Genomic DNA, 19692 nt, shown 5'->3' with positions numbered 1-19692 from the left:
AACCGACGAGACCACCCTGCCCACCGAACTCACCGCATAGCCTCAAAACGAGATCACCGAGTGGCCGTCAATACACCACTTCGGCGGACGTGACCGTGGACAACGCCTCCCTCGTCCACCGATCCACTTCCGCGTCCTGGGACATCTCGCTGAACACCTCATCGATCGTCTGCAGCAAGGGCAACACATCACAACTGAGCTGCCTCTCATCGACCAGTCGCCCCGCGAGAAGGAAGGCATCATCGAAGCCCAGGGCGATCTCGTCTGGCGGCACGTCATACTTGTCCAGCCAAGCCACCTGAGTCGAAGCAGGCGATGCGACGACGACCGCCTCGATCAGTATGCGACGGCGCGCTGAAAGACCAGGACTCTCCACGAACATTGCTCCGTCACACCGGCTCACTCTGATCACCGAGCTGAGCACCGAAGCGGCCAACTGGGATACACAGTGGCCAACTGGCGTGCTCTGTCACACGACGGCCTCCTCACTGCTGTTCGGGGAGGAGCTACAGATCGAACTCAAGATGCTCGATGTCCGTGAAGCGGACCTCCTCCAGCTGGCCGGCGCGGCGGCCGCCGTCCTGGAAGTACACCTCCTTGAGCGCTTCGGCCGCGATCTCCTTGAGCTGCTGCTCGGTGGCGCCGGCCGCCTGGGCGTCGAAGAGGCGGGCGGCGTAGCGGGGCGGCAGGGCGACGGTCAGGTGCCGGATGCGGTCCTGGTCCGTCGACCCGACCGGCGCGGTGTAGCCGAGCCGGGCCCGGGTGTCGATGACGATGCCGCCGGTCGTCGCCGCCTTCTCGCGCGCCTTCGCCCGGATCTGCGGTTGCCAGCGGGCCTTCACCTCTCGCTCCAGGCGCGCGGCGAGGTCCGGGCGGGGCTTTTTGATCTGGTCCTTCACGTACCGCTCCACGGTGCGCTGGGAGATCCGCAGCATCTGGGCGACCGCCTTGGTGGTCTTGAGTTGCTTGACCAGGTAGCGCATCTGCGCGGGCGCGCTCTTGGGCGCCGGGCGGGTGAACGCCTTCTGCACCGCAGCGTCCAGGCCGTCCCCGAACACGCTCATCGCCCTCTCCTACTCTCCGTTGTCGACGTTGGTGACGGTGCCGTCCTTGATGTAGCGGGCGAGGTTGAGGTCTGGGGCGTTGAACCGCTCGCGGACCTCTTCGCCCCACAGCACTTCCTGGGTGCCCTCGTGCTTGACCAGACCGGGGTTGATGCCGAGTTTGAAGCCGCCGGGCAGCGGCTTGCCGTCCCGGTAGGGCAGGAAGTCCAGCGGGCTGGTGCCGTCCACGGCGTAGACGGCGCAGTCGGACAGGATCGCGATCGGGTACTGGCCGGTGAACGCCGCGTGCTTGACGATCTTCCGGTGGAGGTTGATCCGGGTGCGGGAGATGACCGCCGCGCGGATGTCCGGCCGCCACGTCGGACGCGACAGCGCCCGCCATGGCTCGCCCGGCCGCCAGCCCTCGCCCCGGGGCCGCTCGCGCAGCTTGCCCAGGCCGCCCTTGACCGTCGCCTTGATGGCGTCCACGACAATGCCCAGCTGCGGGTCACGCCCGCGCCAGCCGTCCATCGCCGCGAGGAAGTCGGCCGGCGCCATGTCGGCGTGCACGCCGAGGTCGGCCATCGTGGCGAGGTAGGCGTCGCGCAGCCGGTTGTACCAGCCGTCCAGGTAGCGGCCGTTCTCGTACCGGACGTACGCCTCGATCGGCGCGACGTCGTAGCCGAGCTCCACCGCGTAGGCCACGGTGGGCGTGGCGTACCAGGCCGGGCCCTCGGGCCGCTCGCCCTTCGGTGTGAACGGGCTGGGCAGCAGACTCGCGTCCAGGTCCGCCCACTTGTCCTTGCCGGCCTTCACCCTCGACAGGTCGACGTGGGACAGGTCGACCAGCCATGAGCCGGGCAGCTTCGGGTCGAACACCGGCGCCTTGACGTGCGTGGGCGCACCGAGGCCGACGACCAGGCCGTTCGCTCCGGCGGCGAAGGCCATGTTCACGTCGATGCCGACCAGGTGCCGCACGGTGCACTCGGCGTCCGTCATCGGCCGCGCCCAGTCGAAGGCTTCCTCGAACAGCTTCTCCGCCGGTCCGCGGACGTGGAAGCGCGGCAGGTCCTTGAGCAGCGGGTGCCCGTCGGGGGCCTCGCACGGGGCGCAGTCCACCGGGTCCTTGCCCAGCGAGCCGGGGTTGTGCTCGGAGTGCCGCTTGCCATCGGCGCCGGGCTCGGAGGCGCGGGTCGGCGGGTGCAGCGCCGTCATCAGCTCCAGGCCGGTCACGGCGGTGGAACCGCGCGGCGTCATCACCCTCGACGCGTACACGCCCAGGAGCCGGGCGAGTTCCGCCGGCGGAAGCTGGGCCGCCTCGCCCCAGTGCCGGGAGTCGAGCGCGTGCCACGACGGGATGCACAGCTGCACGCAGGCCCGCTCCGAGCCCTGCGCCGGACGGTAGATCCGCGCCCACGGCCCAAGGCCCCTCTTCGTGAGCTTCCACTCCGCGCGCGCCAGCTGCTTGATGACCTTGTGGCCCTCCGGGATCCGCCCGGCGAGGCGCTCCTCCTCGGTGAGGGCGCCGGGGAGTCCGTAGCGCTTCAGGGCGGACTCGGTGAGGACGAGCAGCGGGTCGGCGTCCTTGCCCGGGCCGGACAGCTTCGGCTGCCCGAGAGCGGCCTCCTTCAGCGTCCAGTCGACCAGGGACGGCAGGGACTTGGCGGGCACGTCCAGGACCAGGCCGCCCACGCAATACGCCAGGACCTGACCGTCGTCATCGACGTCGACGACCGCCAGCGGACCGTTGACGAAGCGCGGGTCGGCGCCGGCCGGGGTGTTCGCCGGGGGCGCCTTCCTCGCTACCGCACGGCGCGACGTCGACGACGGCCTGGCAGGGCGTGCCGGACGCGACGCGGCGGCCGGAGCAGCAGAGTTGGGGACAGGACAGGGCTGGGTGTTCTCGGAAACGGCCATGGCCGCAGCCTCGGACGCCGGGCCTGTGGACACAGTCCGTGCTTCCGGCTCCGGGCCGGCCGTGCCCGTGCACCTCTCCGGGGCCGCGACTGTAGCGGCCGTATCCGCGGAGGAGGCATCGGCGTTGGCCGTGGGAGCCGGGTACAGCTTCGCCCATCCGTCCAGCAGATGCTTGTACGCGGCGAGACGCGGTGGGCGGGGCATGGTGCGACCGGTCTCCCAGCCGTTGACGGTCTCCCGTTTCGTCTGCAGCGCGATCGCCACATCCTCCTGAGTCAGACCTGCCGCTTCGCGCAGCCGCTTCCGCTCAACCGGCGGCGGCAGCAGCGGGCCGCGGGCCAGCAGCTCTGCGGCCCGCGCGATCAGTTCCTCTTCCGTGGGCATACGGCGACCTCCTGCACCCACCCTACTGAACGCCACATTGAAAACCACTCTGAATGTAACTTTGAACGTAACTTTTTAGCTCTTCAGCGTGTACGATCACGCTCGCTCTGCGACCTCGTGCCTGGCGGAGGCCAGGGCGCGGCGCCCCATCAGGAGGAACGGTGGGACATGGAGCACCCGGCGGGCCGGTGGTTCTCTCCGGGCAATCGAGCTCTGGAGTGCTGCATCGGCTGAGTGGACCGCTCGAGTGGACGCGAAGGCGTCCTTCGCACCGACCATGGAGTCGGCGCTCCTCGCGGGCGGCGTCGTTCTGTCCAACGAAGGCCGCCTGTTCGGCGGCCTCCACGGCTGGGGACCCGAACGCTGCTGCGGACCCGGGCAGTACAAATCCTCGCCGGTGCCGTCCTGGCCAACCTCGTTGTGGCGCCCCGCCTGCCTCCGCTCCGCCCTCGAGCAGGCGACCAACCAGATGTCTACTTCGGGCACCTACAGTTCTGGAAACCGGACGACCTCGAAACCGCCTTGCAGCAGCGAGACATCCTGTCCGTGCTCTCACACCAGCTCGTCAGCATGAGCAAAATCGCATGGCGCAAGCACCGCTTCGTCCAGCTCTCCTCCTTCCTCCACCGCGACCGGAGGCGGCTTCGTCTTCCTCGCCGGTCTCGCCACCTGGCGAAAGCAAGGGTCCAGGCCTCGGCGTAGGCGACGATGACCGGTACACCGGCGTCAACTGTGCCGGCCCGGTGTGTCCAGCACCGAGCACCGCAACGTTCCAGCCCGCGACGGCGGTCAGCCGGCTCGCGCGCCCGTGGTGTTCCTCGGCGAGGGTGCGGCGCTGGGTGAACCGCACCGGGCGCCACCAGCGCAGCCAGTGTGGGCCGGGCGGGACCTCGTCGAAGGTGCAGGTGGCTTCGACGCGCAATTGGTCCGGGTGCACGGTTTTGGTGAACAGGCACTTCGACAGCTCGATGTTGGCGAGGACCAGACGAGCCGCGCCACCCCACTCAGCGAGGCCACCCGCACCCGCGGCATCGGGCGCGCTGGTAAGTGCCCGTTCTGCCACCGGCCGTCCGCTCGGGAGGGCCAATGGAGCGGCCTCCGAGGCGATCGTGAGGGGGACATGTGCGCCACTCATGCTGACGTTCCCGGCAGGTTTCGATCCCCCGCTCAGCGGCGCCAACTCCGCTGGTTGCAGACAGAGGACGACGCCGTCCAAGCATGATCTGAAAGAGGCGCCCTGGTAGTCGAGATTGATGCGAAGCCTCAACAGCATGCCGAGCTCGGACTCAACCTCGGCCATGTCCTTCCCGGTCAAGTGATCAACCGGATCCCCGCACATGAACCGCGTGTCGATCGTGCGGACCTGATCTCTCAGAACGGCCGTCTCCCGGCCGGGAATGACCAGCCCGGGCGGAGGACCGCTTGCTGCGCCCTGGTCGACGTCGACAATCGTCGACTGGCCGACGGCGGCCATCCACTTGCTCTGGGTGGCGTGGGATCCGGACCGCATAGGCCCGCCGGATGTTCCTCGACGACCAGTGGGAACCGCTGCTTGGGGAGGCAGCTCGTGGCCGCACCGTCAGCCCCGCCGGACCGCCCCGAGCTGGGCCCGGTGCAGGTCTGAGACCGTGAATCGCTGCGCCACCGTGCGCAGGACGCGGGCCATCGCCTGGGCGGGTGGGGTGGCGGGCGTGCCGCGGCGCGGGCGAGGAGGATGCGGCGGGTGGAGCCTGGACGTCGGAGGCGAACGGCAGGAGGCGTACGTCGCTGCGTCGGCTGGTGAGGGCCAGGCGGGGTGCGAGCGCGATGCCGAGACCGGCGGCGACCATGGCCTGCGCCTCCTGGTAGTCGTGCGATGAGTAGGCGATGCGCGGTTCGAATCCCGCCTGGCGGCAGCTTCGGCGCAGGACGTCGGCGACGGGGTGGTTGTCGGCGCGGATGATCCACTCCTGTTCGCCGAGGTCGCCGAGGCGCACGGAGGGATGGGTGCGCAGGGGCGAGTCGGCAGGGACGACCAGCACGGTGGGGTCGTCCAGCAGGTGGGTGAGCGCGAGCGCCGGATCGTCGAGGCGGTTCCATTCGTAGTCCCAGAGCAGCCCCTGCTCCACCTCGCCGGTGTGCAGCATCTCCCTGAGTTGTGCGAGGACTCCGGCGCGTACCTCGATGCGGATGCCGGCGTGACGCCGTCGGAAACGTGTGAGCGCCAGCGGCAGCAGGGACGCGCTCGCCGTGGGGAAGGAACCGAGCCGCAAGGTGCCCTGGTCGAGGGCGGTGAAGGAATCCAAGTCGGCCTGTGCGGCACGGAGTTCCCGGCGGATGGCCTGACCGCGTTCGGCCAGCGCGGCACCCGCCGGGGTGGGGCGGATACCGCGGGGCAGCCGCTCGATGAGGGGCTGCCCTGCCCCTCCCCACCGGCCAAACCGCCCAGGACCTGCGGGTCGGCGCCGCCGAGCCGGTACGCGTGAGCATGGTGACCGCGGGAGCTCCGGTCGTCCTTGTCGACGCCGCCAGTGCCGGGCGTACCGGTGCCGAGTCACTGGAGCGGATGAGCGCGGACGTCCCGTGGCTGCGCACCGTCCGTCATACCGCCGCGCCCCTGATGGGGCTGCTCCAGCCGGGCGAGGAACCGGGTGATGCGGTGCCATAGGTGGGCCTGGTCGGCCCGCCGGTCCCGTACACCACCACCCTCGGTGACTCGGTCGCCGCCGAGGACTACGACGTGTCGGTGCGCGTGCTCAGCATGAACGCCCCGCACCCTGCGATCGGCCTGACCTCTGCCGTCGCCGTCGCAGCGGCCGGGCTGCTGGAGGGGTCCGTGGTCTCCCGGGCCACCGGCGGCCCGACCGACGAGTGGTTGCGCCTCGGCACGCCCGCCGGCGTCGTCGCGGTCCGCTGCATCGATGTGAGGGACGGCCTGCCGCACCGGGTCACCGTGCAGCGCGCGGCCCGTCTGCTCGCCGACGCCCGAATCTACGTACCGGAAGCGGTCAGCTCGCAAGCCGCCTGAGCCGCGACGAACGTCACCTCGGTCAGGCCGGCTCCCAGCCGTCCACACCGGGATAACCTCGCGCCCTCGGGGCGCGCCACCCCGTCCCCACCGCACCAACGACAAAGATGTCTGCTGAAGTGATCTCCATAGGCGCTCTGCTGGTGATGTTCGTGGTCGGCACCGTGCTGCCGATCAACCTGGGCATCCTCGCCTTCGTCGCCACCTTCGCGGTCGGGACCGCCTCGCTCGGCCTCACCGAGGACGAGATCTTCGAGGGGTTCCCGGCCAAGCTCTTCGTCACCATCGTCGGAGTCACCTACCTGTTCTCCGTCGCCCGCCGCAACGGCACCATCGACTGGCTCGTCGCGGCCGGGGTGCGGCTGGTACGCGGCAAAGTCGAGCTCATCCCCTGGGTGCTGTTCCTGGTGGCCGCCCTGCTGACGGCGTTCGGTACGTTCACCCCGGCCGCGGTCGCGATCCTCGCGCCGATCGGCATGAACTTCGCCTACCGCTACAAGCTCAACCCGCTGGTCGTCGGCATGATGGTGATCAGCGGCGGGCACGCGGGCGCGTTCTCCCCGCTGGCCGTCTCCGGTGCGCTGGTGCTCGGCCTCGTCGACAAGACCGATCTGCAGATCTCCGCCGTGGCGCTGTTCAGCGCCAGCTTCGTGATCAACCTGGTGCTCTCGATCCTCACCTACGCCCTGCTCGCCAAGCGTCCCGCCCCGCTGGTCGAGGGCGCCGCGGAGGCGGCCGACGACGAGGACCTCGCCGTCTCCGGCAGGCCCGACCGGCGCCAGTGGCTTACCCTCGCCTGCCTGGTGGCCCTCGTCGTCGGCGCGCTCGGCTTCCACCTGGAGATCGGCTTCCTCGCGCTGGCTGCCGGCGCCCTGCTGGCCCTGGTGGACATGAAGCGGCAGGAGAAGGCCGTGGACGGTGTCAGCTGGTCCACCCTGCTTCTGGTCGCGGGCATGATGACGTACATCGCGATGCTGGAGAAGGCCGGCATCATCGAGGAGATCTCCGAACATGCCGCCAACCTGGGCGCCCCTGTCGTCGTCGCCCTGCTGCTGTGCTTCACCGTGGCCATCACCTCCGCCTTCGCCTCCTCCACCGCGATCCTCACCGCGATCATCCCCATCGCCGTACCGCTGCTGCTCTCCAGCCACCTCAGCGCCGCCGGACTGATCGCCGCGCTCGCCGTCTCCACGACGATCGTCGACACCTCCCCCTTCTCGACCAACGGAGCACTCGTCCTCAGCAACGCCCGCGGGGTGGACACCCGCCGCTTCTACCGCCAAGTCATCGGCTACACCGGCGGAATCGTCGCCCTCGGCCCCGTCGTCGCCTGGGGTGCCCTGGTCCTGCCCTGGTCATAGCGCAAAGACCGACGACGGACAGCGGAGGGCGCGGAGCCGGACCACGCACGGCGCCCTCCGTGCTGATTCTGTGCGCAGGACCAGGGGATACAGACGCAGTCGGCGACGGGCAGCGTGTACCGAAGCGACGCTTTCGGCGCAATGCGGGTAGGCCCTCACCGGGTGGTCAAGCGACCGCCGCTTCCGCATCGGGACCATCACATCCAACCCCACCCGCCGTAACGGGCCGTCCCCGCGCCTCAGCGGCCTCAGACCCGCTCCCAGGTGCCGTCGACGCCCTGCATCCGCAGCCGGTTGTAGACACCCAACTTGTAGGCGATCGCGTCGATTACCTCACGATGGTCCCGCCAGCGGCCACCCCGCTTCGGATGAGGTCCGGGAGCAAGGGTTCAATCCGCGCCCACTGCGCGTCAGTCAACGTGACACCCGGACCAACGACCGACTGATCCAAACGAAACCGCCCAGGTGTGCCGTCTCATGACATTGGTTCCTCGCTGTCAGGCTCGGCGGGCGTAGGACGTGAGGCGATCGGCGAGCGCGATGACGAGGTCGCGTAGTTCATCGGGGCGCTCGATGACGAACGGCCGGTCGAGTGAGGCGAGCACCCGAGGCAACCAGTCGAGCTGCTGCGCCCGTACCTCGACGCGCTGCCAGTGCTCGGCCGCCGGGTCCTGGCCGGCCGCGGGCTCGTGCCCCTCCAGGCTCGCGACGCTGGCGGGGAGGTGCGCGCGGATCTGCTCAACTGTCCCGTGGATCCGCAAGGTCACCTCATGCCGGTACTCGGCCGTGGCGAATCCTGACAACACGCGCTGTGCCGGACCGGGCCCCGCGGGCGCTTCGAATGAGCCGGGCAGGGCCCTCGCGGCGGCGATGCGATCGAGCCGGAAGGTTCGGTCCTCGCCGACCTGGGCGTCCTTGCCCGTCACGTACCACCGGCCCGCATGGGCGACGATCCCGTACGCGTGCAGCGTGCGTTCCCTGCGCCGTCCGTCGCGGTCGGTGTAGCGGATCGAGACCGGTCGGCGGTGGCGCACCGCATCGGCGATGGTGAGCAGGAGCCCGGCGTCCGGCTGGTCCAACTCGCCGGGCTGATCCGTGAAGGCGAGAGCTTCCAGGAGTGTGTCGAACCGGCGGGCGATGTGCTTGGGCAGCACCCGCCGGATCTTCGCTGACGCCGTCTCGTTTGCGGTGCGCTCCGTCGTCGTCAGCCCTGCCCGGCGGCCGGCGACCAGGCCGAGCAGCACGGCCAGCGCCTCGTCGTCGCTGAGCATGAGCGGAGGCAAGCGGTACCCGGGAGCCAGCCGGTACCCGCCGTAGCGGCCGCGCACCGATTCCACGGGCACGTCCAGGTCGATCAGCTGGTCCACATACCGCCGCACAGTGCGCCCTTCGACGCCGAGGCGGTCGGCGAGCTCGGCCACAGTCCGGGTGCCGCCCGACTGCAGCAGCTCCAGGAGTGTCAGCACGCGGCCGGTGGGTCGTGGCATGTTCGCAGCCTAACGCGAATACAGGACCGATTCTGTCCACTATTTCTCCTAGCCTGCGACGTGCACGCCTCCAGCACAGCCAAGGAGATTCCCATGGACTTCGTCTCGATCCGCATCATCACCAGCGACGTCGCACGCCTCGTCGAGTTCTACGAGCGAGCTACAGGGATGCAGGCGATACGGGCCACCGAGGACTTCGCCGAACTCAAGACCGCGGGCGCAACCCTCGCGATCGCTGGCACCCGCACCGTCCCGCTGTTCGCCCCGGGCTCTGCCCGCCCGGCGGCCAACCACAGCGTGATCACCGAGTTCCTCGTCGACGACGTGGACCGCGTTCACCAGAACCTGACCGGCTTCGTCACCGACTTCGTCAACGAGCCCACCACGATGCCCTGGGGGAACCGCTCGCTGTTGTTCCGCGACCCCGACGGCAACCTCGTCAACTTCTTCACTCCCGTCACCCCGGAGGCCATCGAAAAGTTCGCACGCTGACACCACGCACAGCCGCTCACGCGGGAGCCCCGAGATCCCAGGGCTCCCGGTGAAGGCGGCCGCCCAATCCAGGAGCGCCACCAGCAGGGGACATCGGAACGCACCGCTGCCCCCCGAAGGACGTCTGCGCTTGTGCCTGCGGGGCGATGGCTTGCCGCCGACCTGGAGAGGCTGCACGACATCACCCCGGCGCCGGCCACCGTGCACCGAGTCCTCGTCCGGCGAGGGCTCAGCCGTTTGCGCGACCTCGATCCGCCCACCGGCGAGCAACTGCGCGAAGTCTTCCGCTACGAGCACGACCGCGTCGGCGACCTGGCCCACGTCGACGTCAAGAAGCTCGGTCGCATCCCCGCCGGTGGTGGCCGGCGGATGCACGACCGCGGCACCGAAGCCGCACGGGCCTCCAAGCGCACCGGTCCCGGCACCGGGAAGGTCGGCTACACGTACCTGCACACGGCGATCGACGACCACTCCCGGCTCGCCTGCACCGAGGCTATGGACGACGAGAAGGCCGTGCCCACAGCCGCGTTCTGGCATCGTTCCGTCGCGTTCTTCGCCGCCCACGAGATCACGCCGATCCGCCGCGTCCTCACCGACAACGGCTCCTGCTACCGCTCCCGCGCCTGGACCGCTGCCCTGGTCGTGACGGGAACGAAGCACAAGCGCACCAGGCCGTACACGCCGCGGACGAACGGAAAGGTGGAGAGGTTCAACGGGACGCTGGCCCGCGAGTGGGCCTACGTGCGCGACTACGCCTCCGAGCAGGAACGCAGGGCCACGCTCGCGGACTCCTCAACTACTACAACCACGAGCGCCCGCACTCCGCGCTCGGAGGCCGGCCACCCATCAGCCGGACCTCTGGCAGCGACTACCGCATCGTGTTCGACCAGCCACCGAAGCCGCTCGACACGATCCCGCAGCAGCTCACCTTGGAGGATGCCGCGGAACCAACGTCCTGAAGCACCACACCCAGACGTCCCAAAACGACACGTCGTCATTCGAAACAGGCACTCACCTTGTCTTTTAACCTCTGTCCGTCACTCCAGCAGCACTGTCGTGAACCTCTCGTGGTGCGTCACCAGCCATTCCTGCATGCGGTCCCAGCGTTGCCAGCCACCGCGCTCGGCCAGAGCCTGGGTGTAGATGGGGTCCCCGCCGGCCACGCGGTCGGCGACGAAGGCCCGGCAGGACGCGGTGGCCTGTTCGATGACGTCGGGCAGTTCAGCGCGGTCCTGCCGGGAGAGCCCGTAGCCGTCGGCGAGGATCCGCAATCGCGTCGGGGCGTCCAGCCCCGCGGGATAGAGAGCCGTCGCGGATTCGGGATCGTTCATGGGAACCCAGTACCGGGCGGTCATGGCGACATCCCACAGCGGTCGGCCGGGGGCCGCCAGGTCGAAATCGATCAGGCCCACCGCACGACCGTCGCGGAACACGACGTTCTCCAGACACACGTCGTTGTGGCACAGCATCGTTCCGCCCTCGGGGTCGGCCAGGTCCCGGGGCCACTCGACATCTGTATCGACCGGGATGGTCGCGCTGGCCTCGTGCAGGCGCCGCAGCAGGCTTCCCACCGATCTCAGCGAGGTCTGCGTCATCGCCCAGCGCGGAAACGGGGGCAGGGCGACGTCGCCGGGGATGAAGGTCAGCCGTTCGCGACCGTCCGCGGTGAGACCGACCGGCGTGGGAGCCGCGTCGAAGCCGTGCTCTTTGAGCGCGAGGAGGTAGGGGTGGAGGGTGCGCGCGGTGCGCGGGGCCGGGCGTTCCACCAGGGTGCCACGCCGGACGACTGCGCCCGCGTTCACCATGCCGCCGACCAGTGCTTCGTCATCTGTGGCTTCACCCTCAGCTGCCATATCGATCACGGTATCGCCAGGTCGACCGCGTGAGGGGCGTTTCGAAATGTGCTTCGAACTTGGACGTTCACCTGGGCATGCAGCCGGACGCTGGGGGCGGCCCTCGCCTGATCATGTGCTCCGACCAAGGTGCACCGATCAAGACGAAGGTCGCGAGGGTGAGCCTGCTGCCTGACACTGGTCCCGGGGAGGCGTTCGCGCAAGCGTCTCGCTTCCGGGAGGACTTATTCGACTGCCTGACCGCGCGCGGGGACGAACTGTTCGAGCTCGTCGACGCGTTGCTGTGTGCGGACGGGTCGGTGACCTCGCCGGCAGACCTGACGCCGGTGGCCGAGCACCGGCGCGGGCACGGCGCGATGTACGAGGCGTTGAACCGCGGGAGCGTGGACGTGCCCTGGCTGCGGCAGGTGCTGGCCGGCCTGCCGATGCCTCGGGCCGTCGACGGGCGTCTGGTCCTGGCGGTCGACGTCAGCAACCGGCTCCGCCCGGACGCGCCGACCAGCGCGGACCGCCAGCCACAGGAGTTGATCTTCGAGGTCTTCGGGCTCCTCGGCCAGAAGCCGGGCGGCGTTGTCAGGTTGAGCCATGCCTGCCAGCGCTGTCCGGTGGTATCCAGCCCGGTCACGAGAGCGAGGGAACTGTCGGAGATGTCGGCGACACAGGCCGGTGCCCTGCTCCAGTCAACCAGGGCGGGCAGGTCGGCGTCGTCCCATATCCCGGAATCAATCTGGAGCGTCTGCCAGCCGCCCGACCGTGAGTCCCATGGGTGCACGGTTGCCTTGAGTTGTTCTCCCAGGCTGTCGAACACGGGAGCTTCCAGCAGAGGGCGGTCCGTGCGGGCAAAGACCAGGTGACCGGAGAAACCCACGGCAGCTCCTCCTTCGAGATGTTGGGCGCACCTTATGGGCTGCCACTGACAATGCGTATGTGGACAGCATCTGCGCGGTCGGCCGGGCTCACCTGCTCAGACGGCGATATGCGATGAGAGCTGCGGAGATGGCCACGAACGCGAGGAAGGGCTCGGCCTTGCGTTCATAGCGGCGGTGCAGACGTCGGCAGCCGGCCAGCCAGGACACCGCTCTCTCCACCACCCACCGATGCTGCCCCTGCCGCCGGGAGGGCTCGCGGCCCTTGGGGGCGATGCGGTGGCGAATACCGCGCCCGCGAAGCCATCGCCGTAGGTGGCCGTAGTCGTACCTCTTGTTGGCGTGCACCTTCGCAGGCCGTCGGCGTCGCGACCCGCGGCGGGACCGGGTGGGCGGGTTGCCGCGCACGAGCGGCTCAAGGCCCTGGCTGTCGTGCATGTTCGCGCCGGAGATGCCGAGGGAAAGCGGCAGACCGTTCCTGTCGGTGATCAGGTGGATCATCGATCCCAACTTGCCGCGGTCGGTCGGATTCGATCCCGTCAGCGGCCTCCCTCCCCGGCGGCGGCCCCCACCCTGCGGACGTATCACTTCCGTCGGCGGCACCACCCGTCTGCACAGCACCCACAGTTCGTCCGGCACCAGACGCCCAACGAGATCCGTCATGCATGGATCAACGAACTGTCACACCACAAAAAGCGACGTCTCAGTACTGTGACTTCGCATGACCGACACTGAGATCGAGACCACCGCAGACCTGGTCCGCGACCTGCTGGAGGAGCAACATCCAGACCTTGCAGGGCTGGCCATCCGCGAGGTGGCGGGCGGCTGGGGCAACCAAATGTGGCGTCTCGGGGACGAGTTGGCAGTGCGCATGCAGCGCATGGACCCCACCCCGGAGCTCCAGCTCAAGGAGCGGCGTTGGCTACCTGTGCTGGCCCCGCGTCTGCCGCTCCCGGTCCCGACCCCAGTACGGTTCGGTGAACCGTCCGAGCGCTTCCCCAAGCACTGGACCGTGATGACGTGGGTTCCCGGCGAGCCGCTGGACCACGGCTCGATCAGCCGCGGCAACCACGCAGCCGACACGCTGGCGGGCTTCCTCCGGGCACTCCATGTGGAGGCGCCCGCCGAGGCGCCGATCGCTACGGACCGCGGCGCCCATCCCAAGAACTGCACGGACGGCTTCGAGAACTTCTTCCAGGCCGTCGCCCCCGACGACATCGCTGCCGATGTCCGGGCCGTCTGGGACGATGCCGTTGCAGCCCACGCGTGGGAGGGCCCGCGGGTGTGGGTGCACGGTGACCTCCATCCCGCGAACGTCGTCGTCTCGGACGGAACGCTCTCGGGCATCGTCGACTTCGGTGCCATGTTCGCCGGCGATCCGGCGTGGGACCTCGCCGCCGCATGGGTGCTGCTACCCGCGGGCACGGCCTCACGCTTCTTCGACATGTACGCGTATGCCGATGAGGCAGCGATCCGGCGTGCCCGCGGGCTGGCCGCTATGAAGAGCCTCTTCCTGATGCTCATGGGGCAGAACGGGGATCGGGGCCTTCCCGGCGGCAAGCCAAACTGGGGGCCTGCAGGCCGGGCGGCACTTGATCGTGTTCTGACAGGCGTTTGACGCACGCTTCTTTGAACGTGTTATCGATCTTGGTGGAGGGGCATGCGGCATCCCGCCTTCGTGGGTTCATCGATCACCACTTTCGTGGGTACATCGATCACCACGCGTGGTGGGAGTGCCAAGGTCCACGGCCGTCTGCTGCCCGTGGCCCCGATCGAGGCGGCGGAGCCTCTCCTCGGTACCAGCCAGGCTGATCTGGAGACCTTCGACCTCGCCGAGCCGGCCTGCCGTCTCGGCTTGCTGCGGGAGGCGCTCGTGCCGAGCTGTACGAGGCCGTACTGGCCGTCCGCTGGCGGTATTGACTGGGGCATGCTGCGAGGCCGGCAGCGTGAACCTTCCCGGCTTCCCCTCCACCAGCCAGCCCTGCTCCACCAGCCTTTTCAGACGTGCTCTCGCCCCCCTCGACGCGGGGAGGCGAACGCGCTGTCCCAGCCGAGCTCCACGGCCGTCCGTCGGGCATCCGGTCCGTCGGCTTCCGCCTCCGTCACGGCAGCCATGACCGCCTGGTGATCCACCGACAGGTCCTCGGCCCCGCCGCGTTCTCCCGCTGAGACACCGCGCGTCGCGGTCGGAGCGGCTTCACCGCGCCGACCCCACGGCCACCAGGCGGACGCGTTCTCCTCGGCCAGCGCCTCCAGATACTGCTCGAGACCGATCACCCGCCGCCTGATTACCTCTTTCGCGTCCGCCAAGTCCCTCCGCACCCGCCCCAGTTCGGCATCAAGCTTCTCCACCCGCACCGCCGCAGCCTTCCACCGGGCTTCCAGAACCGCCCGCATCGACGGCATCCGCCACCCCTACGACATCCCGACCGGCAACGAGCCGAGACTTCCGCGACAGCGCAATGCCGTGTCTGGCCCATGTCTGGCAGTGCGGATGCTGTCAGCATCCGCTCGCGGCGTCGCAAGCCTGCCGCGGTGGAAGCAGGGATGGTGTGTGAACCCTCAGAGCTGTAGATGAGCTCGCCGACACCGTCCATCGCGGTCTGCGCACGGTGCGATCGGCAAGCCACTCCTGGAGGACCGCGCCGAGTTCCGCGGGCGACCTGGGAGGCTTCCCTGCCCGTGCGCGCCGGGCCCCAGCACTGCCTGGGCTCGTCCGGGCGTGAGCGCCACGGTACGGCCGCGGGCAGCCCCGGCCAGGACGCGGCGTCGGGCGCCATGCGGCCGCAGGACGTATACCGCCCAAGGCCCTGCTGGTTGGCACCGTCGGTGATGAACATGCTGATCAACGATCACATCGGGCCTCCGGCAGCGAGTTTGGCCTCGACAGGCCCTGCACACGCCCGGAACTGTGGCTTCCACCACGGCACATTCGGTCTCGTCCTGATGAGATCACCGGATGCTCGGTTTCCTCCTCCGTCTCCTGCCTTTCTGGGTCCGCGAGCCCCTGCTCATCGCGGTCGGATCCGTTCTCGGCGTACGCATCATGTATCTCGCCGTCCGCGATCACGACCGGGTCGCGGCCGGTCTCGGCGTGGTGTTCCTCCTGCTCACCGCAACACGCGTCTACGCGGTGGTCCGGGCTTTGCGCGCGCGCCGGAAGCCGAGCCCGGCGGCCTCCGCAGACGGGGAGGCCGCCGATGCTGCCGCCGAGGTCCCGGCCCAGGCCCAGGTCCCGGCCCAGGTCCCGGCCGGAGCTGAGGCGCGTCCCCGCGCGAACACTCCGGAGAAGGAGCCCAACGCGTGGGGCCAGGCCATCGCGGCCGTGGCCGTGTTCGGGGCACTCGCGGCCGCGCTGTGGGTGGGCCCACGCGTGATGCCGTCCGAAGACAGCACCCCGCAGCCCGCCTCGTGTTCGGCCGGGGAAGACGAGGAACTGCCGAAGGCCTACAAGGAAACGCCCCGGCCTGTGACCGGTGAAGAGCTGTGCGAGGCGCTCAACCGGCCAGACCTGGCCAAGCTCCTTGGAACGCCGGAAGAGACCGCGACCACCGCTTCCGGCAGCAGCAACACCGCTCCCCTGACTGACGGGAAGGTCGCCCAGCCAGAGGCCAAGGTCGAATTCGGCACCTACACCGTGAATGTCGCGGCCACTTACAACGAGCTGTCGACTGACCAGTACGTGAAGCTGATGAAGTACGGGGATGAGCAGGACGTCAAGACGCTCACGGTTCTCGGCCGGCCCGCGGTCTTCTCCTCGGACCACACCATGAAAATCGAGATAAACCTCGGAGGTAGCGCGTCCGGCGGACCGGTCGAACAAGGCCCCCTGGCCAGGACGCTGACCGTGGCGCTCGACCGTAGGGACCGGGGAGGCTACTACGACATTACTGTGTGGAGCACGTCCGGAGTCCTTCCGGATGACAGCGTTCTCCTCAGCATCGCGGAGAAGCTTCTTCCGACGATCCCCGAACGGGCCGTTCGATGAGACGTCCAGAACTTTGCGGCCGCGAAAGGAATGGTCCGATCGCGCCGGTCGCGCCGCGGAGCACGGCATCAGTCCGGTGACGGGATGCGGGCCGCGATCTCCTTGGCCCGAGGCCCGGTTGCGACGCGTGTTGTCCCAACTCGACCGGACGTCCAAGCAGACGCACTCGCCGTCACGATCGGTTATCGAGCGCGGGCCGGGCTCGATAAGTGTCGTGTCCCGCACTCGCAAACCGAGCACACCGCGCCCCTCACCAGACGGCGAAGCACCCGTGGTGCCTCGACTGACTCGGTCGTGACGGCACGCCCATCGCGGTGGTACCTCACTCCGCGTCAAGTCCCTGAGGCGATCGCCTCAGGTGGGGCGGATGAGTCGCGGCTGTCCCTCGCAGGCGCCGCACGGAACCGACGTCTCGCGGAGTGTGTCGCCACCGACGCCGAGTTCCGGCCGCCGGCGGGCCCATGGCGGCGCGGGTGCGGTGCCGGGTGCCGCGTCTTCGTCCTGTCGGGGTGGTCCACCCTGACCTGGACTGGGAACGTCGTCGCGGCGCACTCGATCCGAGGCTCGGTGAACGGCCGGACGAGGTGCAGGCGGCGTCTGTCCTCGCCGGCCCCGTTCTCAGTCGAACAGCTCGAAGATCTCATTCCAGAACTCGGAGTCTTCGACGTACGAGTCGTGCTCGATCATGCGGTGGCGCAGATCGATGACGGCGGCCGCGCGTACGGCGTCGTCATCCGAGTCCAGGGCGGCACTCGACTCGGCGATCAGCGCGAGGAGCACGGCCAAGTCGGGCAGGGAATCGGCGGCGATCCCCTTCCAACCGGCGCCGTGATCCCATCCGTTGGGGTCGTAGTGGGTAATGCCGCCGTCCGCCGCGTCGAGCATCAGGTGCTGGTCGCCCGCGATGGCCACGGCGAGGGCGAAGTTCTCGGGCGGCGAGTCGTCGTCCGGATACCGGTTTCCGTATATCTCATCGGCGTCAAGCGGCTCCAGCCCGTCCGCGTCCCGCACGTGCCGCGTGTCGATCCCCACGACGTCGAGATGGACCGCGGGAAAGCCGGCCGTGAGCAGGAACTCCTTCGAGCCGGCATGGGTGAGCTCGACCGGGAGAGCGGTCTCGTCCGGTCGCCAGAGCGAGCCTTCACCCAGCCGTTCCTCCAACCAGGCGGCGTCCGGTATCAGCGGTGTGTCGGTGCTCTTCACTGCGTCGTCCCCATGAGTTCCGTGCCGATCGGTCAGTGCCGGCGCCCAGTCAATCGCATGACCGGTCGACGGACGCGCGGGGGTGCGGCGCGCAGGCGGGGGAAGACGGTGGAGTTGTTCCGATTCAGGAGTCAGGACTCCGCTCAGCCTCTGGCGTCGCGCCGGAGTCGGGGTGAACTGGTGAGGCCGCAGGTGGGCCGTCGTCGGAGTGATCGGCCCGGGCGGCGGAGGCGGGCTCAGGTTCTCTTTGGCGTCGGCGGGTGGCACGCCGGTCAGTGATGTCCCGGTAGACCGGCCATAGAGCGGCGAACATGAGGCACAGGCCCCCCACGATCCCGATGACCCACACGCTGAGCACGCTCTTCAACCACTCGGTGGGCGACGGGGGGATGTCCATGCTCAGCGGAGGCAGATGAACCGCGTCCACCACGGTGTTCGTGTCGTTGAGGTAGGCCGTCACCGTCACCACGAGGGTCAGTTTCCCGCTTCCGGTCGGGCGGACCGACCAGCTCCATTCCCTGGTGTCACCGGCGAGTACGACTTGGCGGGTCGCTCCATTGCGTTGACAGGTGACGTTTCCGCTGCAGGTCAGAGTTACGCCGATGTCGGCGTTGACCGGCACCTTCGTGTGCTTCGTGTGCTTCGTGTGCTGCTTGTCGTTCGTGGATCGGGCCCGCTCGACGCCGCCGACGTAGGCGGTGAAGAACTCCGTCTCGCCAACCTCCATCCCCTGCAGCGGGGCGTAGCTGATCTGACCATCCACCAGTGCTTTGCGAGCTTTCCAGACCTGAGCGTCGTACTCCTTGCTACCCGTGCCGCAGGAGGTCAGCAGAAGACCGGCAACGGCCAGGAGAAACATCCACGTCAGTAATCGCAGTCGCATGACTTCCTCGGTTCGGCGCCGTTCTGGCGGGAGACTGCCACGGACGGCCACCAGGCCGTGGACGTTGCCCGGATTCGGCCGAACTTCGGCGCATCCGCACCTCCTCCCTGGGGCGGCACTCCCCCGCTCGCCGCCCTGCAGCCCGCCTCGGCCTGACCCGTGGGAGGCTGATCGGCGGGAACGACGGTGTCGGGTTGCGGGCTCAGCTACGGTGCAGCCTTCGGTCCCCCTGGAGGCAACCGTCAACCGTCCAGCCACGGTTCAGCCCTCTGCCGATGCAACCCCCGTGGTGGCCGGGGCGGTCCGCGGCAGGCGCGGCGGGGGCCAGGACGGCTCCCACTGCCAGGACGCCCAGGTGGCATCGGCGAACGGGCCGGAGCGCTCTTCGAGCATCGCGAGGACCTGGGCACGGGCGGCGTCCACGGCACGATGCTCGGTATCGGTGACGATGCCGAGCCGTCGCACGTGGGCGTACTCGTCCTCGTCCTTCCACCTGATCCCGCTCAGGTCGGGGTCGACGACCAGGTCCACGGTGAGGTCGAAGGTGTCGAACCCGGCCGGCGTGCGGCGGGTGGGGTGCTCGAAGTTCACGTACCAGTTTCGCAGCCCGGCGCTCGTGTAGAAGGCGTTGACGCTGAACCACACTGTCGGCGGCTTCCACAGCAGCAGTTCGGTCTCCTGCCACACGGCGGGCGCCAGCTCCCACTCCCCCGTGGCCATCGCGTCGAACGCCTCGGTGCGCACCGACCGGTCGTCGTCGGCGCGGGCCTTGGCGTACAGTGCGGGCCAGCGGGCCAGCGGGCTTCGGCGCCGGGAGCGCAGGCGGCCACCAGGGCCTCGCCGGTGTTCGGCGATGACGCGCAGGGCCTGTTCGCTCCACACGCGGCCACTGCGGTGCACATCGCGCCGTACGACCGTGTCGCCGGGCTCGAAGGATCGCATCGCACACCTCTTCCTGTCCGAGGCCTGGCTGGGCAAGCCACTGGTCGAAGGGGACTTGCCCAGAAATGGGCGACGGGGTGCGGCCCGTGGGGGTGCGGCCGCGGAGGCGTTGTCGTCCTGCTCATGGTCGCCGCGCGTGCCGAGGGCCTCTGCGCTCTCCGGACGATCCATCCGCAACGCCCCGGCGTTCTGACCGGCCGTAAGAATCCCAACGTCCGGACGGTGCAGGGCGTTTCCGTGTGGGTATCAGCATCGGATCCGGGAGT

At 69.1% G+C, this 19692-nt stretch carries 16 protein-coding genes and 4 pseudogenes; 8 read left to right on the top strand and 12 right to left on the bottom strand.

Going from position 1 to position 19692, the window contains the following annotated elements:
- Nucleotides 1–67: 67 nt before the first annotated feature.
- The 3 genes from ACIREI_RS37975 to tap form a co-directional block, all read right to left on the bottom strand.
- The gene (locus tag ACIREI_RS37975) at nucleotides 68–382 is read right to left on the bottom strand and encodes a hypothetical protein (RefSeq protein ID WP_403343146.1); all 315 of its coding nucleotides are present in this window, start codon (nucleotides 380–382) and stop codon (nucleotides 68–70) included.
- A 124-nt stretch (nucleotides 383–506) separates the two neighbouring features.
- Nucleotides 507–1064, bottom strand: a complete 558-nt coding sequence (gene tpg, locus ACIREI_RS37970; RefSeq protein ID WP_403343143.1) for a telomere-protecting terminal protein Tpg — start codon at nucleotides 1062–1064, stop codon at nucleotides 507–509.
- 9 nt (nucleotides 1065–1073) lie between these two features.
- Nucleotides 1074–3344 carry a telomere-associated protein Tap gene (gene tap / locus ACIREI_RS37965; protein WP_403343140.1) on the bottom strand — a complete coding sequence of 757 codons (2271 nt, stop codon included), beginning with the start codon at nucleotides 3342–3344 and terminating at the stop codon, nucleotides 1074–1076.
- Between the two features lie 234 nt (nucleotides 3345–3578).
- Here tap and ACIREI_RS37960 point away from each other — a divergent pair.
- Nucleotides 3579–3899 (top strand): annotated as a pseudogene (locus ACIREI_RS37960) (hypothetical protein); the annotation flags it as partial.
- Nucleotides 3900–3909: 10 nt separating this feature from the next.
- Here the strand turns inward: ACIREI_RS37960 and ACIREI_RS37955 are convergent.
- On the bottom strand, nucleotides 3910–4818 hold the full coding sequence (locus ACIREI_RS37955; RefSeq protein WP_403343173.1) for a hypothetical protein: 909 nt from the start codon (nucleotides 4816–4818) through the stop codon (nucleotides 3910–3912).
- 322 nt (nucleotides 4819–5140) lie between these two features.
- Nucleotides 5141–5596: pseudogene (locus tag ACIREI_RS37950) on the bottom strand (LysR substrate-binding domain-containing protein); the annotation flags it as partial.
- A gap of 146 nt (nucleotides 5597–5742) precedes the next feature.
- Between ACIREI_RS37950 and ACIREI_RS37945 the strand changes: the two are divergent.
- Nucleotides 5743–6351, top strand: a pseudogene (locus ACIREI_RS37945) (PrpF domain-containing protein).
- A gap of 107 nt (nucleotides 6352–6458) precedes the next feature.
- A complete protein-coding gene (locus ACIREI_RS37940) occupies nucleotides 6459–7712 on the top strand; it encodes an SLC13 family permease (protein WP_403343137.1) in 1254 nt (417 codons plus the stop codon).
- A 497-nt stretch (nucleotides 7713–8209) separates the two neighbouring features.
- Here ACIREI_RS37940 and ACIREI_RS37935 read toward each other — a convergent pair whose 3' ends face one another.
- Complete coding sequence (locus ACIREI_RS37935; RefSeq protein WP_403343135.1) at nucleotides 8210–9199, bottom strand: helix-turn-helix transcriptional regulator; 990 nt, start codon at nucleotides 9197–9199, stop codon at nucleotides 8210–8212.
- 93 nt (nucleotides 9200–9292) lie between these two features.
- Here ACIREI_RS37935 and ACIREI_RS37930 point away from each other — a divergent pair, with 93 nt between their 5' ends.
- The gene (locus ACIREI_RS37930; protein WP_403343133.1) at nucleotides 9293–9691 is read left to right on the top strand and encodes a VOC family protein; all 399 of its coding nucleotides are present in this window, start codon (nucleotides 9293–9295) and stop codon (nucleotides 9689–9691) included.
- Nucleotides 9692–10060: 369 nt separating this feature from the next.
- Entirely contained in the window at nucleotides 10061–10834 is a 774-nt protein-coding gene (locus tag ACIREI_RS37925) for a DDE-type integrase/transposase/recombinase (RefSeq protein ID WP_403343170.1), read from the top strand.
- On the opposite strand, the gene ACIREI_RS37920 is transcribed toward ACIREI_RS37925, so the two are convergent.
- The gene (locus ACIREI_RS37920; protein ID WP_403343130.1) at nucleotides 10729–11544 is read right to left on the bottom strand and encodes a phosphotransferase; all 816 of its coding nucleotides are present in this window, start codon (nucleotides 11542–11544) and stop codon (nucleotides 10729–10731) included. The genes ACIREI_RS37925 and ACIREI_RS37920 overlap by 106 nt on opposite strands.
- A gap of 158 nt (nucleotides 11545–11702) precedes the next feature.
- Here ACIREI_RS37920 and ACIREI_RS37915 point away from each other — a divergent pair.
- Nucleotides 11703–12101: pseudogene (locus ACIREI_RS37915) on the top strand (transposase); the annotation flags it as partial.
- 399 nt (nucleotides 12102–12500) lie between these two features.
- Here ACIREI_RS37915 and ACIREI_RS37910 read toward each other — a convergent pair.
- The gene (locus ACIREI_RS37910) at nucleotides 12501–13073 is read right to left on the bottom strand and encodes an IS5 family transposase (protein ID WP_403343127.1); all 573 of its coding nucleotides are present in this window, start codon (nucleotides 13071–13073) and stop codon (nucleotides 12501–12503) included.
- A 58-nt stretch (nucleotides 13074–13131) separates the two neighbouring features.
- Here ACIREI_RS37910 and ACIREI_RS37905 point away from each other — a divergent pair, with 58 nt between their 5' ends.
- Nucleotides 13132–14028 carry an aminoglycoside phosphotransferase family protein gene (locus ACIREI_RS37905; RefSeq protein ID WP_403343124.1) on the top strand — a complete coding sequence of 299 codons (897 nt, stop codon included), beginning with the start codon at nucleotides 13132–13134 and terminating at the stop codon, nucleotides 14026–14028.
- A 380-nt stretch (nucleotides 14029–14408) separates the two neighbouring features.
- Here the strand turns inward: ACIREI_RS37905 and ACIREI_RS37900 are convergent, their stop codons facing one another.
- Nucleotides 14409–14816 carry a hypothetical protein gene (locus ACIREI_RS37900; RefSeq protein WP_403343121.1) on the bottom strand — a complete coding sequence of 136 codons (408 nt, stop codon included), beginning with the start codon at nucleotides 14814–14816 and terminating at the stop codon, nucleotides 14409–14411.
- Between the two features lie 553 nt (nucleotides 14817–15369).
- On the opposite strand from ACIREI_RS37900, the gene ACIREI_RS37895 reads away from it, so the two are divergent.
- A complete protein-coding gene (locus ACIREI_RS37895) occupies nucleotides 15370–16398 on the top strand; it encodes a DUF6215 domain-containing protein (RefSeq protein ID WP_403343118.1) in 1029 nt (342 codons plus the stop codon).
- Between the two features lie 618 nt (nucleotides 16399–17016).
- Here the strand turns inward: ACIREI_RS37895 and ACIREI_RS37890 are convergent.
- From ACIREI_RS37890 to ACIREI_RS37880, 3 genes are all read right to left on the bottom strand, one after another.
- Nucleotides 17017–17601: a hypothetical protein gene (locus ACIREI_RS37890; protein WP_403343116.1), complete on the bottom strand. Its 585-nt coding sequence runs from the start codon at nucleotides 17599–17601 to the stop codon at nucleotides 17017–17019.
- 124 nt (nucleotides 17602–17725) lie between these two features.
- Nucleotides 17726–18484: a hypothetical protein gene (locus ACIREI_RS37885; protein WP_403343113.1), complete on the bottom strand. Its 759-nt coding sequence runs from the start codon at nucleotides 18482–18484 to the stop codon at nucleotides 17726–17728.
- A gap of 261 nt (nucleotides 18485–18745) precedes the next feature.
- Entirely contained in the window at nucleotides 18746–19426 is a 681-nt protein-coding gene (locus ACIREI_RS37880) for a DUF402 domain-containing protein (RefSeq protein WP_403343111.1), read from the bottom strand.
- Nucleotides 19427–19692 lie beyond the last annotated feature (266 nt).

This window comes from Streptomyces sp. NPDC093591 (genome assembly GCF_044764885.1).
Lineage (GTDB): Bacteria > Actinomycetota > Actinomycetes > Streptomycetales > Streptomycetaceae > Streptomyces.
Note: the sequence above shows the minus strand (reverse complement) of the source record. Positions and strands in the feature narration are given on the sequence as shown.